The sequence below is a fragment of the Streptomyces sp. CB02959 genome (genome assembly GCF_002803155.1).
Lineage (GTDB): Bacteria > Actinomycetota > Actinomycetes > Streptomycetales > Streptomycetaceae > Streptomyces.
In genome coordinates, this window is record NZ_NNBP01000002.1 from 383,112 (window position 1) to 399,356 (window position 16,245).

General features: G+C 72.8%; 8 protein-coding genes and 1 pseudogene. 4 read left to right on the top strand and 5 right to left on the bottom strand.

Annotated features, from left to right (window positions below; genetic code table 11):
- Window positions 1–24 precede the first annotated feature (24 nt).
- A complete protein-coding gene (locus CG747_RS04995) occupies window positions 25–2,538 on the bottom strand; it encodes an RNA helicase (RefSeq protein ID WP_100600373.1) in 2,514 nt (837 codons plus the stop codon).
- A gap of 271 nt (window positions 2,539–2,809) precedes the next feature.
- On the opposite strand from CG747_RS04995, the gene CG747_RS05000 reads away from it, so the two are divergent.
- Window positions 2,810–3,601, top strand: a complete 792-nt coding sequence (locus tag CG747_RS05000; RefSeq protein ID WP_100600374.1) for a metal-dependent hydrolase — start codon at window positions 2,810–2,812, stop codon at window positions 3,599–3,601.
- A 95-nt stretch (window positions 3,602–3,696) separates the two neighbouring features.
- Here the strand turns inward: CG747_RS05000 and CG747_RS05005 are convergent, their stop codons facing one another.
- Window positions 3,697–5,481 carry an ABC transporter ATP-binding protein gene (locus CG747_RS05005; protein ID WP_100600375.1) on the bottom strand — a complete coding sequence of 595 codons (1,785 nt, stop codon included), beginning with the start codon at window positions 5,479–5,481 and terminating at the stop codon, window positions 3,697–3,699.
- The gene (locus tag CG747_RS05010) at window positions 5,478–7,391 is read right to left on the bottom strand and encodes an ABC transporter ATP-binding protein (protein ID WP_100600376.1); all 1,914 of its coding nucleotides are present in this window, start codon (window positions 7,389–7,391) and stop codon (window positions 5,478–5,480) included. Before CG747_RS05010 ends, CG747_RS05005 begins: the two co-directional genes overlap by 4 nt.
- A gap of 304 nt (window positions 7,392–7,695) precedes the next feature.
- Here CG747_RS05010 and CG747_RS05015 point away from each other — a divergent pair.
- Together CG747_RS05015 and CG747_RS05020 are read left to right on the top strand one after the other, a co-directional pair.
- Window positions 7,696–8,483, top strand: a pseudogene (locus tag CG747_RS05015) (hypothetical protein).
- Between the two features lie 170 nt (window positions 8,484–8,653).
- Window positions 8,654–10,021 (top strand): cation:dicarboxylate symporter family transporter, encoded by a 1,368-nt coding sequence (locus CG747_RS05020; protein ID WP_100600377.1) that lies wholly within the window; start codon window positions 8,654–8,656, stop codon window positions 10,019–10,021.
- 57 nt (window positions 10,022–10,078) lie between these two features.
- Here CG747_RS05020 and CG747_RS05025 read toward each other — a convergent pair whose 3' ends face one another.
- The gene (locus tag CG747_RS05025) at window positions 10,079–11,512 is read right to left on the bottom strand and encodes a Gfo/Idh/MocA family protein (RefSeq protein WP_100600378.1); all 1,434 of its coding nucleotides are present in this window, start codon (window positions 11,510–11,512) and stop codon (window positions 10,079–10,081) included.
- Window positions 11,513–11,914: 402 nt separating this feature from the next.
- Between CG747_RS05025 and CG747_RS05030 the strand changes: the two genes are divergently transcribed.
- Complete coding sequence (locus CG747_RS05030; protein WP_100600525.1) at window positions 11,915–13,255, top strand: alpha-amylase family protein; 1,341 nt, start codon at window positions 11,915–11,917, stop codon at window positions 13,253–13,255.
- Between the two features lie 13 nt (window positions 13,256–13,268).
- Here CG747_RS05030 and CG747_RS05035 read toward each other — a convergent pair whose 3' ends face one another.
- A complete protein-coding gene (locus CG747_RS05035) occupies window positions 13,269–16,217 on the bottom strand; it encodes an FAD-binding and (Fe-S)-binding domain-containing protein (RefSeq protein ID WP_100600526.1) in 2,949 nt (982 codons plus the stop codon).
- Between the last annotated feature and the right edge of the window lie 28 nt (window positions 16,218–16,245).

The window sequence follows — 16,245 nt, forward strand, 5'->3', positions numbered from 1 at the left end:
GCGGCCTCGGTCGAAGCCGTCGCCTCACAACTGCCCCACAGCGGTGACCCGGACCACCGCGCGCCCCTCCTCGTCGGAGGCGGCCAGGTCGACCTCGGCCGAGACACCCCAGTCGTGGTCGCCGTTCGGGTCGGCGAAAGTCTGCCGCACCTTCCACAGCCCGTGCGCGGCGTCCTCCTCGATCTGGAGGAGCTTCGGGCCGCGGGCGTCCGGGCCGGTGCCCAGCTCGTCGTACTCGTCCCAGTAGGCGTCCATCGCCTCGCCCCAGGCGTCGGCGTCCCAGCCGGACTCGGCGTCCATCTCGCCGAGCTCCTCGACCTTGTCCAGCGCCGCCAGCTCCACCCGCCGGAACATCGCGTTGCGGACCAGCACCCGGAAGGCCCGTGCGTTGGCGGTGACCGGCCGCACCTGGTCGGCGCGCTCGGCCGCCTCGTCCGCCGTCTCCTCCTCCGGGTTGGCCAGCTGTTCCCACTCGTCCAGCAGGCTGGAGTCGACCTGCCGGACCATCTCGCCGAGCCAGGCGATGATGTCCTGGAAGTCCTCCGACTTCAGGTCGTCCGGCACGGTGTGGTCCAGCGCCTTGAAGGCGCTCGCCAGGTAGCGCAGCACGATGCCCTCGGTGCGCGCCAGCTCGTAGAAGGAGGTGAACTCCGTGAAGGTCATGGCGCGTTCGTACATGTCGCGGATGACCGACTTCGGCGACAGCGGGTGGTCGCCGACCCACGGGTGGCTCTTGCGGTAGAGGCCGTAGGCGTGCGACAGCAGCTCGTCCAGCGGCTTGGGGTACTCGACGTCCATGAGGCGCTCCATGCGCTCCTCGTACTCGACGCCGTCGGCCTTCATCTGCGCGACCGCCTCGCCGCGCGCCTTGTTCTGCTGGGCGGCCAGGATCTGCCGGGGGTCGTCCAGCGTCGACTCCACCACCGACACCATGTCCAGGGCGTACGACGGCGACTCGGGGTCGAGCAGGTCGAACGCGGCCAGCGCGAACGTGGACAGCGGCTGGTTGAGCGCGAAGTCCTGCTGGAGGTCGACGGTGAGCCGGACGATCCGGCCCTCCGCGTCCGGCACCGGGAGCCGCTCCACGATCCCGCCGTCCACGAGGGAGCGGTAGATCGCGATCGCGCGGCGGATGTGCCGCAGCTGGTTCTTGCGCGGCTCGTGGTTGTCCTCCAGCAGCCGGCGCATCGCCTCGAAGGCGTTGCCGGGCCGGGCGATCACCGACAGCAGCATCGCGTGGGTCACCCGGAAACGGGAGGTCAGCGGCTCGGGATCGGAGGCGATGAGCTTCTCGAAGGTGTTCTCGCCCCAGTTGACGAAGCCCTCCGGCGCCTTCTTGCGGACCACCTTGCGGCGCTTCTTCGGGTCGTCGCCGGCCTTCGCCAGCGCCTTCTCGTTCTCCACGACGTGCTCGGGGGCCTGCGCGACGACGAAGCCGGCGGTGTCGAAGCCGGCCCGCCCGGCGCGGCCCGCGATCTGGTGGAACTCCCGCGCCCGCAGCGTCCGCACCCGCGTCCCGTCGTACTTCGTCAGGGCGGTGAACAGCACCGTGCGAATGGGGACGTTGACGCCCACGCCGAGGGTGTCGGTGCCGCAGATGACCTTCAGCAGACCCGCCTGGGCCAGCTTCTCCACGAGCCGCCGGTACTTCGGCAGCATGCCCGCGTGGTGCACCCCGATGCCGTGCCGGACGTACCGGGAGAGGTTCCGCCCGAACTTCGTGGTGAACCGGAAGTTCCCGATCAGCTTGGCGATCTCGTCCTTCTCGGCGCGGGTGCACATGTTGATGCTCATCAGCGCCTGCGCCCGCTCCACGGCGGCGGCCTGGGTGAAGTGCACGATGTAGACCGGCGACTGGCGGGTCTCCAGCAGCTCGGTCAGCGTCTCCGTCAGCGCCGTGGTGCGGTACTCGTACGACAGCGGCACCGGCCGGGTCGAGGAGCGGACCACCGAGGTGGGCCGACCGGTGCGCCGGGTCAGGTCCCCCTCGAAGCGCGACATGTCACCGAGCGTCGCCGACATCAGGACGAACTGAGCCTGCGGCAGCTCCAGCAGCGGGATCTGCCAGGCCCAGCCGCGGTCCGGCTCGGCGTAGAAGTGGAACTCGTCCATCACGACCTGGCCGATGTCGGCGTGCTTGCCGTCACGCAGCGCGATGGAGGCGAGCACCTCGGCGGTGCAGCAGATCACCGGGGCGTCGGAGTTGACCGACGCGTCGCCGGTGAGCATGCCGACGTTCTCGGTGCCGAACAGCTTGCACAGGTCGAAGAACTTCTCCGAGACCAGCGCCTTGATGGGCGCGGTGTAGAAGGTGACCTGGTCGTTGGCGAGCGCGGTGAAGTGCGCGCCGGCCGCCACCAGGCTCTTCCCGGAGCCGGTGGGGGTGGACAGGACGACGTTCGCCCCCGAGACCACTTCGATCAGCGCCTCCTCCTGGGCAGGGTAGAGCGCGATGCCCTGCTGTTCGGCCCAGCCCGAAAAGGCTTCGAAGAGGGCGTCGGGGTCGGCGTTGTTCGGCAGATGATCGATGAGGGTCACGCCCCCATACTGCCTGCCTTCGGCCCGGATCCGGGAACCGGTGCTCCGGATGGAGATCAACTGGAGACCAACGGGGGCCGGCGAGGTCCGGCCCGCACCCCTGCGCGGCGGCGTCGGCACACCCCGCGCACGACCGTGCGCGGGGTGTGCGCGGGCCCGTCCCGCCCCCGGGTGCCGGTCCGCCACCCGCTCCCCGTTCGGAGATCATCTGACGCTACGCTGAGTGGCCGATCGGGCGTCAGAAGCGCAGAACAAGGGGTGGGGAACAACCATGATGGGACCGGCGCACTCGCTGTCGGGAGCCGCGGCCTGGCTGGGGGTGGGGGCGGCGGCCTACGGCGCCGGCTCTCCAATGCCCTGGCCGGTGCTGGTCAGCGGCGCCCTGATCTGCGCCGGGGCGGCGCTCGCACCGGACCTCGACCACAAGGCGGCCACCATCTCGCGGGCCTTCGGTCCGCTGTCGCGGTGGCTGTGCGAGGTGGTCGACACCCTGTCGCACGCCGCCTACAAGGCGACCAAGATGCGCGGCGACTCGCACCGCTCGGGCGGGCACCGGACGCTGACCCACACCTGGCTGTGGGCGGTGCTGGTCGGCGGCGGCATGTCGCTGCTGGCGATGGAGGGCGGGCGCTGGGCGGTGCTCGGCATCCTCTTCGTGCACATGGTGCTCGCCATCGAGGGGCTGCTGTGGCGGGCGGCGCGGGTCTCCAGCGACGTGCTGGTGTGGCTGCTCGGCGCCGCGACGGCCTGGATTCTGGCCCAGATAATGGACCAGCCGGGCAACGGCGCGAGCTGGCTGTTCACCGAGCCGGGGCAGGAGTACCTCTGGCTCGGCCTGCCGATCATGCTGGGTGCGCTGGTGCACGACATCGGCGACGCCCTGACCGTCTCGGGCTGCCCGATCCTGTGGCCCATCCCGATCGGCCGGAAGCGCTGGTACGCGCTGGGCACGCCCAAGCCGATGCGCTTCCGGGCCGGCAGCTGGGTGGAGCTGAAGGTGCTGATGCCGGCGTTCATGCTGCTGGGCGGCATCGGTGCGCTGGGGGCGCTGGGCTACATCTGATCCGTTCGACCGGACCGGGCGGTGCCCTGGTCCGGGCCCGCTCACGGGTGGCGCCCCGCGGATCCGCGGGGCGCCACGCGTGCGTCCGGGGCGGTTCAGTCGTGCCACGACCGCCACAGTGCCGCGTACGCACCGTCGGCGGTGACCAGTTCCCGGTGGCTGCCCAGTTCGCTGATCCGGCCGTCCTCGACGACCGCGATGACGTCGGCGTCGTGGGCGGTGTGCAGCCGGTGGGCGATGGCGACGACCGTCCGCCCGTCCAGGACCTTGCCCAGCGACCGCTCCAAGTGGCGTGCGGCGCGCGGGTCCAGGAGCGATGTCGCCTCGTCCAGCACCAAGGTGTGCGGGTCGGCCAGGACCAGGCGGGCCAGCGCGATCTGCTGGGCCTGGGCCGGTGTCAGGGTGGTGCCGCCGGAGCCGACCTCGGTGTCCAGACCATCGGGCAGGGCCCGGGCCCAGGCGTCCGCGTCCACCGCGCCCAGGGCCGCCCAGAGTGCGGTGTCGGCCGCGTCCGTGCGGGCCAGCAGCAGGTTGTCCCGCAGCGTCCCGACGAAGACGTGGTGCTCCTGATTGACCAGGGCGACGTGCTCCCGGACGCGTTCGGCGGGCATCGCGGAGAGCTCGGCACCGCCCAGCGACACCGAGCCGGCCCGCGGTCCGTAGATGCCGGCCAGCAGCCGGCCCAGGGTGGACTTCCCGGCGCCGGACGGGCCGACGAGCGCCACCCGGCTGCCCGGGCGGACGCTCAGCGAGACCTCGCGCAGGACGTCGACACCGGCGCGGTAGCCGAAGCTGACGTCCTCGGCCCGCACGTCCCGGCCGCCGGGGACCACCGACGCGTCGCCGGCCGCGGGCTCGATCTCGCGGACGCCGACGAGCCGGGCGATCGACACCTGGGCCACCTGGAGCTCGTCGTACCACCGCAGGACCAGGTTGACCGGTTCGGTGAGCATCTGGGCCAGCAGCGCGCCGGTCGTCAGCTGACCCGGGGTGAGCCAGCCGTGCAGCACGAACACCCCGCCGAGCATCACGACCGCGCCGAGGACCAGCACATGGGTGACGTTGATGACCGGGAAGAGGACCGAGCGCAGGAAGAGGGTGTAGCGCTCCCACTGGGTCCATTCGCGGATCCGGCGCTCGGACAGGGCAGTCCGGCGGACGCCCAGGCGGTGCGCCTCGATGGTGCGGCCGGCGTCCACGGACTCGGTGAGGACGGCGGAGACCGCGGCGTAGCCGGCGGCCTCGGAGCGGTAGGCGGCGGGCGCGCGCTTGAAGTACCAGCGGCAGCCGACGAACAGTACCGGCAGCGCGACGAGCACGGACAGCGCGAGCGGCGGCGCGGTGACGGCGAGCCCGCCGATCAGCAGGCCGGCCCAGACGACGCCGATCGACAGCTGCGGTACGGCCTCCCGCATCGCCTCGGCGAGCCGGTCGATGTCGGTGGTGATCCGGGACAGCAGATCACCGGTGCCGGCCCGCTCCAGGATGCCCGGCGGCAGTGCCACCGACCGGACCAGGAAGTCCTCCCGCAGGTCCGCCAGCATCCGTTCGCCGAGCATCGCCCCGCGCAGCCGCATCATGCGGACGAAGACCGTCTGGACGACCAGGGCGAGGGCGAACAGGCCGATGGTGCGGCCCAGTTGGAGCTGCCCGCCGCGGCCCGCTGAGAGGTCCTCGACCAGGCCGCCGAGGAGGTAGGGCCCGGCCATCGAGGCGATGACCGCGACGGCGTCGACGAGGACCAGGACGGTGAAGTCCCGGCGGTTGCGGCGGATCAGCTCGGCCACGTAGGCGCGCACCGTCGCCGGCGAGCCGACCGGCAGGGTGTCTGCGGTCCGGGGCGTGTGGGGATCGTGCTCCGGCGGGGCCAGGCCGATCATGCGGTCTCCTCGATGGTGCGGTCGGCGCGGGGGGCGGGCGCGTCGTGGACGGGATCCGGTTCGCGGGTGACGACGGCGCGGTATTCGGGGTGGGTGTGCAGCAGTTCGCGGTGCGGGGCCGCGCCGGCGATCTTCCCCTCCTGGAGGAACACCACCTGGTCGGCGCGGTCCAGGAGCAGCGGGCTGGAGGTGAGGACCACGGTCGTGCGGCCCGCCCTGATCTCGCGCAGACCGTCGGCGACCCGGGCCTCGGTGTGGGCGTCGACGGCACTGGTCGGTTCGTCCAGCACCAGCACCTCGGGGTCGGCGACCAGTGACCGGGCCAGGGAGAGCCGCTGGCGCTGGCCGCCGGAGAGGGACCGGCCGCGTTCGGTGATGTGGGTGTGCATCGGGTCGCCGGAGTCGTCGGCGGTCGCCTGGGCCAACGCGGCCAGCACATCGGCGCATTGGGCCGCGTCGAGCGCCGCGGTCGCGGTCACCCGACCGGAGGCCGGGACGTCGAGGAGCTCACCGAGCGTTCCGGAGAGGAGTACCGGGTCCTTGTCCTGGACGAGGACGGCTCTCCGGGCGGTGTCGCGCGGGAGGTCGTCGAGCGGGGTGCTGCCGAGGACGACGGAGAGCGGACGATCCGGGCCCGGGGCGGCGGGCTCCGGGGCCGGTCCGGTGGCCTGCGGGGCCGGTCCGGGGCTCTGCGGGTCGGGGCCCGGCGACGCGTCCGGAGGCGGGGCGGCGCTTTGCTGCGCGGGTGGGGCGGCGTGCGCGGGATGCCCGCCGAGGCGTTCGGCGAGCCGGCCCGCCGCGTCCGGGTCGCCGCACACCACGGCGGTCAGCCGGCCGGCCCGCGCGGTCAGTCCGCTGGCCGGGTCGTGGAGGTCGCCGGACGGCGGTGCCGGGTCGGCCGGCCGTCCGCCCGTCTGCCGGCTCAGCGCCAGCACGCGTGTCGTTCGCCCTGCCGAGGGCAGGGCGAACGACCAGGCCATCGTCATCTCTTCGAATTGGCGCAGCGGGTAGAGCAGGAAGGCCACCATGCCGTAGAGGGTGACGAGTTCACCGATCGCGATCCGGCCGTCGAGGGTGAGGTGGACCCCGTACCAGACCACCGCGATCAGCAGCAGGCCCGGCAGGGCGACCTGCACGGCCGAGATCAGTGACCACATGCGGGCGCTGCGCACGGCGGCCCGGCGGACCTCCTGGGAGGCGCTGCGGTAGCGGCCGAGGAAGAGCTCCTCGCCGCCGATGCCGCGCAGCACCCGCAGTCCGGCGACGGTGTCGGAGGCGAGTTCGGTGGCCCGGCCGGCCTTCTCGCGCTGGGCGTCCGCCCGGCGGGTGGCCGGCGCCAGCAGCGGGAGGACGGCCAGGACCAGCAGGGGCGTGCCGAGGGCCACCACGAGGCCGAGTTGCGGCTGGTAGGCGACGAGCGTGAGGCAGACGCCGACCGAGGCCGCCAGCGCCGCGCCGAAGCGGGACAGTGTCTCGACGAACCAGCCGATGCGCTCCAGGTCACCGGTGCTGACGGCGACGATCTCACCGGCCGCCACCCGCCGGGTCATCGCCCCGCCCAGCTCCGCGGTCTTGCGGGAGAGCAACTGCTGCATCCGGGCCACCGTGACGATCCAGTTGGTCACGGCCGCGCGGTGCAGCATGATGTCGCTGACCGCGACCAGCGCGCCGAGCAGCGCCAACAGGCCGCCCGCCAGCGCCAGCCGGGCGCCGCGGCCGTCCACCGCGGCCTGTACGGCGAGGCCCACCGGCAGGGGCAGCGCGGCCGTCGAGCCCATGTGCACCAGCCCCCAGAAGAGGGCCTTGGCATGTCCGCCGAGCTGCTGTCGGCACAGCCACACGAGGAATCTGCCGCCCGTACGGACGTCGGGGACGCCGGGGTCGGGGTGGGGAAGGTCGCGAATGCGCATGATGTCCAAGGAGTTGTCGCGGGGGGTGGGGGTGGGTCGCGCGCCGGGCGGGCCGGAGGGGCGGGCCGGGGAGCGGGGTGGTGGTCGTCGGCGGGGAGCGGTGGCACGCCGTCCGGGCAGGCCGGCAGGGCCCTCGCGCCCTTTGGTGACGGGCCTCGGCGCGAGCGGAGGCACAGGGAAGGTTCGCGTGCCGGACGGCCCGGCTTCAAACGGTTTTTCCGCAGAAAGCCGGTTAGTCGACGGGTTTTCCGTGCGGGACGCGTCGGCGGGCCGGGGCGAACGACCGTCAGGAGGCGGTGGGAGCATGGACGTCATGCGGACAGCGGGTGGTGCGGGACGGGCCGTGGCGGTGGCCGCGGCGACGGCGGTTCTCCTGGCGGGCTGCGGAGCCGGCGGCACGGCGGGTAAGGGCGGCGGCGACGGCGGCGACGGCAGGGGCGCCAAGGGGCGCGGAGCCGGGGCGGGGGAGCGTCCCGGGGGACCGGCCCGCGGGGGTGCGGCGGCCACGCACTCCGACGGCATTCCCGACGTCGGCGCCGCGCTGCGGTCGCGGATCCCGGCCGCCGCCCGCCAGGTCGTCGCGGTCTACGGCGCCGGGGCGAACTCCCCCGACGCGACCGTGGTGCTGTACGAGAAGGACGCCAACGGCTGGCAGAGCCAGGGGAGTTGGCGGGCGCACAACGGCCGGCGCGGCTGGACGCCGACCACCACGAGGGCGACCAGCGCAGCCCGGTCGGCGTCTTCCCGCTGACCGACGCCGGCGGTGTGCTCCCCGACCCGGGGGCCCGGCTGCCGTACACCCACTCGGCGGCCTTCACCCCGCCCGCGTACTGGTCGAAGAACACCCGCCACGACTTCGACTACGTGGTGGCGATCGACTACAACCGGGTCGCGGGGACGTCCCCGCTGGACCCCACCCGCCCCCAGGGGCAGGCCAAGGGCGGCGGGGTCTGGCTGCATCTGGACCACGGGGGCGGGACCTCGGCCTGCGTCAGTGTGGCCGAGTCGGCGATGGTGGCGCTGCTGCGTGCGCTCGACCCGGCGCGGCACCCGGTCGTGGTGATGGGGGACCGGGCGCACCTCGCCGACTGAACCGGGTACCGGCCGCAGCGCGAGGGCCGGGCGGCCGCCCTCCTTGGATCAAGCTCCAAGATTTCCGGGAAGTTGCACCGCACTCTTTCGGCAGGAACCACAACCGGCCATAGTGACGGACCGCGGAAGTTCATTTCCGTATTCCAGAATCCGTCCATGGAGGAGTGCCCGTGCCGCACGCCACCGGAAGCCTGGCCCGCCGCGCCGGGCGCCTGTTGCGCACCAGCCTGTTCGTCCAAGTGCTGCTCGCCCTGCTGGTCGGTGTCCTGGTCGGACGCCTGTGGCCGCAGGCGGGCGCCTCGCTCCAGCCGTTGGGCGACGGCTTCGTCCGCCTCATCAAGGCGGTCATCTCCCCGCTCGTGTTCTGCGTCGTCGTCGCCGGCATCACCAAGGCGGGCGACCTCAAGTCCTTCGGCCGGATCGGCGTCAAGGCCCTGATCTGGTTCGAGGTCGCGACCAGCGTCGCCCTGGTCGTGGGCCTCCTGGCGGGCAACGTCTTCAGCCCCGGCGCCGGGATGCACGTCGACCCGGCCTCCCTCGACAAGGGCGCGGTGGACGCCACGACCGGTGGCGGAAAACTGCCCTCCGCGGCCCAGTTCGTCCTGGAGGCGCTGCCGAACAGTGCGGTCGGCGCGTTCGCCGAGAACTCCCTGCTCCAGGTCCTGGTGCTGGCCTGTCTGGTCGGCGCGGCGCTGCTGCACCTCGGGCAGAAGCGCGTGCCCCAGCTGCTGCCGCTGATCGAGCAGGTCCAGGACGTGGTCTTCACCATCGTCGGCTACATCATGAAGCTCGCCCCGCTCGCGGTCTTCGGAGCCACCGCCCACCTCGTCGGCCAGTACGGCCTGGGCGCCATGTCGACGTACGGCAAGCTGATCGCGGTCTGCTACGGCGTCGCCCTGGTCTTCCTCGTCCTGCTGGGGCTCGCCCTCAAGGCCGTCACCGGGCTCAGCCTCTGGAAGTTCGTCCGCTACACCCGCGAGGAACTGCTGCTGGCGCTGGGCACCGGCTCCAGCGAGACCGTGATGCCGCGGATGATGCAGAAGCTGCGGGCCGCCGGCTGCCGGGACGACGCGGTCGGGCTGGTGCTGCCCACCGGGTACTCCTTCAACCTCGACGGCGCCTCCATCTACCTCTCCATCGGGACGCTCTTCATCGCCCAGGCCATCGGCGTGCACCTGTCCCTCGGCCAGCAGATCACCGTCGTCCTGGTGCTGATGCTGACCAGCAAGGGCATGGCGGGCGTGCCCGGTTCGGCGTTCCTGGCGCTGTCCGCGACCGCCTCCGCGCTGGGCGTCATCCCGGCCTCCGCCGTCGCCCTGCTGCTCGGCGTCGACCGGATCATGGACTCCATGCGGGTGGCCACCAACCTGCTGGGCAACTGCGTCGCGGTCTTCGCGGTGTCCCGTTGGGAGGGCGCGCTGGACCGGGTGACGGCCAAGCAGGTGCTGGCCGGCGCGGCCCCGGCCGGGCAGCCGCGGACCGCCCCCGCCGGCCGGGAGGAGCCGGACGGCGCCGCGGTCGCCCCCGGCGAGAAGTGACCTCCGGGGCCCGGTGGCGGACGGCCCGCCACCGGGCCCCGGACGCCCGCGCCCCGGCTACTCGGCGGGCTTCTGCGAATCCATCCCCGGGCGCGCCTTCCGCCACAGCCCCCGGGTGAAGTCCGGGATCTCCTGCGGTGCGCCCTGCGCCTTGATCGAGCGGTCGCTCAGCGGCACCGGCGCGGACCAGGTCGCCGCGTCATAGACGTCGAAGTCCGGTACCAGGCCGAGCCGCAGGCACTGGGTCAGCCGGAAGACCAGCATGTAGTCCATCCCGCCGTGGCCGCCGGGCGGGTTGGCGTGCTCCTTCCACAGCCAGTGGTCCCACTGCGCGTACCCGCCGAAGTCGCCCCACTCGTCGTTGCTCTGGTCGGGCTCCAGGTAGATCCGCTCGGGATAGTCCTCGAAGAGCCCCTTGGTGCCGCCGAGGCTGTTGATCCGGCTGTACGGGTGCGGGGTGGAGACGTCGTGCTCCAGCCGGATCACCCGGCCCTTGGCGGTCTGCACCAGGCTGATCGTCCGGTCGCTCTCGACGTAGGACTCCTTCCAGCTGGGGTCGCCGGACGGCATGTGCTGCTTGCGGTACGCGGCCAGGCCCAGTGCCGGGGTGCCGAAGCTGGCGATCCGGACCGCCCGGTCACCGCGGTTGACGTCCATGTAGTTGGCGACCGGGCCGAAGCCGTGGTTGGGGTAGAGGTCGCCGCGCAGCCGGGTGTGCCACAGCCGGCGCCAGGGCCCCTCGTAGTACGCCGGGTCGAACATCAGGCCGCGCAGGTCGTGGATGTACGCCCCGGCGCCGTGCAGCAGTTCGCCGAAGAGGCCGGCGTGCGCCATCCGCAGCACCCGCATCTCGTTTCTGCCGTAACAGCAGTTCTCCAGTTGGAGGCAGTGTCTGCGGGTGCGTTCGGAGAGGTCCACCAACTCCCACAGCTGGTCCAGGCGGAGCGCCAGCGGGCATTCCGTGCCGACGTGCTTGCCGTTGAGCATGGCGGTCTTCGCCATCTCGAAGTGCCAGTCCCAGGGGGTCGCCGCGTAGACGAAGTCGATGTCGGTGCGCTTGCAGAGGTTTTCGAAGTCGTGGTCGCCGTTGGTGTAGACGGCGGGTGCGGGCTGCCCCGCCTTGGTCACCTTCGCGGCGGCCTTGGCGACCTTGTCCTTCACCGGGTCGCAGAGCGCCACCACCCGTACGTTCGGCATCGCCAGGAACAGGTCGATCATGCTGCCGCCCCGGTTGCCGAGGCCGATGATGCCGATGCGCACCGTGCTGCGCGGTTCGAACGGCACCCCGATCATGGTCTTGCCCTGGGGCTTGGGGGTCGTGGCGGCGGCCTCGGCCGTGCCGGTCGTCCCGGGTGCGGCCGCGGCCGCCGGTCCGGTGCCCAGCCCGGCGAGTCCCAGTCCGGCGCCCGCAGCGCCGGCGGTCCACAGGATCGAACGGCGGCTGGGGCCGGTCTCGTCGGGCTGCTGGTTCTGCGGTTGTGCCTCGTGCATCGGTCCTCCAAGGAAGCGGATCGTACGCGGGACAGTCGTGAACCTCGGTGAGGACCCTGACGGTTGGGTGGCCTGGGGCACAAGAGGGCCCATTGGACTCTTGGTACGCGTACTTGGACTCTTCGTACGCCGCGGGTGCCGCCGCGGGCCGCCCGACCGTGTCAGCGTCTTTCGCAAGACCCTGAAAAGCCTTGCCGAAATCCTTGACGTGTCCACGCACGAAAAGGCAGGCTCCGAAGCGGAATCCCCCCCATGGCGGCCTGGCGCGTGGCTGCTCTCGTGGGCGCGGTCCCCGTGCCCCATGACGAAGGAGCCGCAACAGTGCAGCGACGAAGGAGCCGCGACAACGCAGCGACGCAAGCGCCGAACCGGGGGCACCGGTCCCGGGCGCGGGCCCGGACGCTGGCCGGGGTACTGGCCGCGGTCGGCCTCGCCGCCTTCGCCCCCTGGCCCTCGCAGGCCGCCCCGCCCGGCGACCGGAACGTCACCGCCACCCTCTTCGAGTGGAAGTACGCCGACGTCGCCCGGGCCTGCACCGACCAACTGGGCCCGGCCGGCTACGGCTACGTCGAGGTCTCACCCGCCTCCGAGCACATCCAGGGCGACCAGTGGTGGACCTCGTACCAGCCGGTCAGCTACAAGATCGCCGGACGGCTGGGCGACCGGGACGCGTTCGCCGCGATGGTCGGCGCCTGCCACACCGCCGGTGTCAAGGTCATCGCCGACGCCGTCATCAACCACATGGCGGCCGGATCCGGCACCGGCACCGGCGGAACCCAGTACACCAAGTACAACTACCCCGGCTACTACCAGGACTGGGACTTCCACGGCTGCCGCAAGAACATCTCCGACTACACCAACCGCGACGACGTCCAGAACTGCGAACTGGTCGGCCTCGCCGACCTCGACACCGGCAGCGACTACGTCCGCACCACCCTCGCCAAGTACCTCGACGACCTGCGGTCGCTGGGCGCGGACGGCTTCCGGATCGACGCCGCCAAGCACATCGCCGCCGCCGACCTCGCCGCCATCAAGGGCAAGATGAAGGACCCGGGCTACTGGGTGCAGGAGGTCATCTACGGCGCCGGCGAGGCGGTCCGACCCGACGAGTACACCGGCACCGGCGACGTCGACGAGTTCCGCTACGGCAGCCACCTCAAGAGCGCCGTCCAGGGCCGGAACCTCGCCCAGCTCAAGTCCGTCGCGGACGGCAAGCTCGCCGGCGACAAGGCCCGTACGTTCGTCGACAACTGGGACACCGAGCGGAACGGCTCCACGCTGACCTACAAGGACGGCGCGGCCTACACCCTCGCCAACGTCTTCATGCTCGCCTCGCCGTACGGCTCCCCGAACGTCTACTCCGGCTACCAGTGGACCGACAAGGACGCCGGCCCGCCGGCCTCCGGCAGCTCCGCCTGGACCAATGAGCACGCCAAGCGCGAGATCACCGGGATGGTGGGCTTCCGCAACGCGGTGGGGTCGGCGGAGCTGACCGACTGGTGGGACAACGGGGGCGACGCGATCGCCTTCGGGCGCGGGTCGGCCGGGTTCGTGGCCCTCAACGCCGGGGACGGGGCGGTGAGCCGGTCGTTCGCCACACCGCTGCCGGCCGGGACGTACTGCGACGTGGTCGCCGCGGACCCGTCGGCGTGCGACGGGCACACGGTGACCGTGGGCGGGGACGGGCAGGCGCAGATCACCGTGCCCGCCCACGGCGCCGTGGCCCTGCACGTCGCCCGCTGACGCCCGCGCGTCCTCAAACGCCGTACGGGCCGGGGTCGTTGCCCGGACGCGTCGCCCATTCCAGCGCCAGGAGGGCCGAGCGGTAGCCTCGGCCCTCCGTCGCGTGGTCCATGCCGATCTCGCACATGCGGTTCGCCGAGAGGTGGGCGTCGAAGGGGCGGGCGGTGACCTCGGCGGCCTCCTTCGCGGTGGCGGACTCGGTCAGTTCCCGGTGGAGCAGGCCGCGGTCGCCGGCGAAGGCGCAGCAGCCCGCGTCGTCCGGGACCACCACCTCGCGGGCGCACGCCTCGGCGACTCGCCGCAGTTGGTCCTCGTCGCCCAGGTGCTGCATGGAGCAGGTGGGATGGAGGACGGCGGAGCCGAGCGTGCGGCGGACCGCAAGGCGCGGGAGGAGCTCCTCGGCCCACACCACGGAGTCGACGACGGTCAGCTCGGCGTGCAGTGAGCGGTTGAACGGGGTGAGGTACGGCACCACCTCGCGGGCCAGGCCCAGGGTGCAGGACGAGGCGTCCACGACCAGGGGCAGCTGTCCGCCGGCCGTCCAGCCCCAGGCGGCCTCGACGATGCGGTTGGCCATCAGCCGGTTGCCCCGCTCGTAGCCCTTGGAGTGCCAGATGGTGGCGCAGCAGGTGCCGGTGACGTCCGGCGGGATCCACACCGGGCGGTCGGCCCGCCGGGCGAGCGCCACCACCGCCTGGGGGAGGGACGGCCCGCGGTGGCCGGCGGGTTCGCCGAAGATGCGGTTCACGCAGGCCGGGTAGTACACCGCGGCTGCCCCGGTCCGGCGGGTCGCGGGCAGCCGGCCGGCCGCGGCGCCGGGGATCTGCGGCAGCCACTCCGGCACCAGGTCGGGGCGGACGGCCCGGCGGGCGGTGCCGGTCACCCGCGCCAGCAGCCGGTCGTCGAGCCGCTCCGCGGCGGCCACCGCCAGCCGGGCCGCCCGCTCGACCGCCCCGAAGTGCCGGGCGGTCGACTCGGCGATCCGCTCCTCGCGCGGGGTGTGCCGGCGGTGCCGGAAGTCCTTCATCAGCGCGCCGGTGTCGATGCCGACCGGGCAGGCCAGCTTGCAGGTGGAGTCCCCGGCGCAGGTGTCCACCGCGTCGTAGCCGTAGGCGTCCAGCAGGGCGTCGCCGACCGCGGAGCGGGGCGGCTGGCGCAGCATCTCGCGGCGCAGCACGATCCGCTGGCGGGGCGTGGTGGTCAGGTCCCCGCTGGGGCAGGTCGGTTCGCAGAAGCCGCACTCGATGCACGGGTCGGCGACCGCCTCGACCTGGGGGATCGTCTTCAGCCCGCGCAGGTGCGCCCGCGGGTCGCGGTCGAGCAGGACCCGCGGGGCGAGGATGCCCCCGGGGTCCACGGTTTCCTTGATCCGCCACATCAACTCCGTGGCCCGCGGCCCCCATTCGAGTTCCAGGAACGGTGCGATGTTCCGGCCGGTGGCGTGCTCCGCCTTCAGGGAGCCGTCGAAGCGCTCGACGGTCAGCCGGCAGAAGTCGTCCATGAAGGCGGCGTAGCGGGCCACGTCGTCGGGGTCGGCGGCGTCGAAGGCGAGCAGGAAGTGCAGGTTGCCGTGGGCGGCGTGGCCGGCGACCGCGGCGTCGAAGCCGTGCCGGGCCTGGAGTTCCAGCAGCGCGGTGCAGGCGTCGGCGAGCCGGGCCGGCGGGACCGCGAAGTCCTCGGTGATCAGGGTCGTCCCGGCGGGCCGGGAGCCGCCGACCGCGGTGACGAACGCCTTGCGGGCCTTCCAGTAGCCGCTGATCACGGCTGGGTCCCGGGTGAGGTCGTTGCCGACCGACGGCACCGGGGCGACCAGTTCCAGTCCCGCCAGCACCCGGGCCGCCGCCTCCTCGTACGCCTCCTGCGCGGCCTCGTCCGGTGCCCGGAACTCGACCAGCAGCGCGGCGGTCTCCTTGGGCAGCTCCGCCCAGTCGGCGGGCACCTGGGGCACGCGCACCGACGCGCGCAGGGTGTTGCCGTCCATCAACTCCACGGCGCGGGCGCCGGCTTCGGTGAAGCGCGGGACGGCGGCGGCCGCGGCCGCGAGGGTCGGGAAGAAGAGGAGCGCGGTGGAGGTGTGCCGGTCCAGCGGCAGGGTCGTGAAGACCGTCTCGGCGATGAAGCCGAGGGTCCCCTGGGAGCCGACCATCAGCCCGCGCAGGATCTCCACCGGCGTCCGCCCGTCGAGGAAGGCGTCCAGGCGGTAGCCGTTGGTGTTCTTGATCGTGTGCTTGGCGCGGATCCTGGCGACCAGGTCCGGTTCCGCCTCGATCTCCGCCTTGAGGGCCAGCAGTTCGGCGCAGAGCACCGGTTCGGCCCGGGCCAGGTCGGCGTCGGCGGCCGGGTGCGCGGTGTCGACGACGGTGCCGGACGGCAGTACGAAGGTCAGTGAGGCCAGCGTCCGGTAGGAGTTGCGGGTGGTGCCGGCGGTCATCCCGGAGGCGTTGTTGGCGACCACGCCGCCCACCGTGCAGGCGATGGCGCTGGCCGGGTCGGGGCCCAGCAGCCGGCCGTACCGGGCGAGCGCGGCGTTGGCCCGCAGCACGGTGGTGCCGGGCCGGATCCGGGCCCGGGCGCCGTCGTCCAGCACCTCGACACCGGCCCAGTGGCGGCGCACGTCGACGAGGATGTCCTCGCCCTGCGCCTGGCCGTTGAGGGAGGTCCCGGCGGCCCGGAAGACCACATGACGGCCGTGCGTGCGGGCGTACGCGAAGACCGCGGAGACGTCGTCGGCGGTTTCGGCGACCACCACGACCTGGGGGAGGAAGCGGTAGGGGCTGGCGTCGGAGGCGTAGCGGACCAGGTCGGAGACGGTGTGCCGGACCTTGTCCGGGCCGAGCAGCGCGAGCAGGTCGCCGCGCAGCGGCTCGGGGGTGCCGGCCGCCAGTCGTTCGGGCACCCGGTCCGGCGCGGGGTGGGTGGTACGGGGCCGCAGGGCTTCGGGCGTGGGCTCCAGCAGGGGCACGGTCACCTCCGGTTGGCTGCGCGGCGGC